This window comes from Arthrobacter sp. STN4, from assembly GCF_024539665.1.
Lineage (GTDB): Bacteria > Actinomycetota > Actinomycetes > Actinomycetales > Micrococcaceae > Specibacter.
This window is the reverse complement of record NZ_JAKZGX010000083.1, coordinates 1-830: the sequence shown is the minus strand read 5'-3', so window position 1 is coordinate 830 and position 830 is coordinate 1. Positions and strand designations below refer to the sequence as shown.

At 63.4% G+C, this 830-nt stretch carries 1 protein-coding gene; it reads left to right on the top strand.

Features of this window, described 5'->3' with window-relative positions; all coding sequences use genetic code 11:
- Window positions 1-807 (top strand): IS982 family transposase (locus tag MMF96_RS19425; RefSeq protein WP_256884478.1); only part of this gene is annotated, 807 nt, incomplete at its 5' end.
- Between the last annotated feature and the right edge of the window lie 23 nt (window positions 808-830).

The following is an 830-nucleotide window of genomic DNA, read 5'->3' as shown; positions in this document are numbered from 1 at the left end:
AGTGACGCAGAGGTCATGGCGTTGGCGTTGCTGCAGGCGATGCTCGGGTTCGTTTCAGAAGCCCGTTGGTTGCGCTACGCCACGGAAAACTACCGAGGGATGTTTCCCTATTTGCCGGGCCAGTCCGGCTACAACAAGCGCCTGCGCCGGCTCGGTGACTGCATGAAGTGGCTTATCGCCGCCTTGAACGAACGCAGCGACATCTGCTGCGATGACGTGTGGCTGGTCGATTCCACCCCGGTCGAGTGTGCCAGATCCCGGGAAACCGTCCGCCGCTCGGAGCTGGCCGGGTGGGCCGAATACGGGTACTGCGCCTCGCATTCACGCTATTTTTGGGGCCTGAGGCTGCACCTGGTCTGCACCGTTCACGGCCTCCCTGTCGGGTGGGCGCTGACCGGGGCGAAGGCCGATGAACGCCAAACCTTTCTGGACATTCTCGCCAACACCCCGGCCATGAACCGGCTCCAGGGCGACGGGCACCGCCAGATCCTGATCGGGGACAAGAACTACTACGGCGCCGAGTTCGAGGACACCGTGGACCAGGCTGGGATCGAGTTGCTGCGCCCGGCCCGCAAGGGCGAGAAATCCCGGCCCGGGGCCCGGTTCTTCAAACCCCTGCGGCAAATCATCGAGTCCATCAACGACACACTCAAGGGCCAGCTCAATCTCGAGCAACACGGCGGACGGACCCCTGCCGGTGTCACCGCCCGCGTCATCCAACGCCTGCTGGCCATGACCGCCGCGATCTGGCACAACGACCAAACCGGGCAAGCCATCCGCCGCTCACTCACCGCCTACGACCATTAACCAACTTGGAATTACTCATCTAG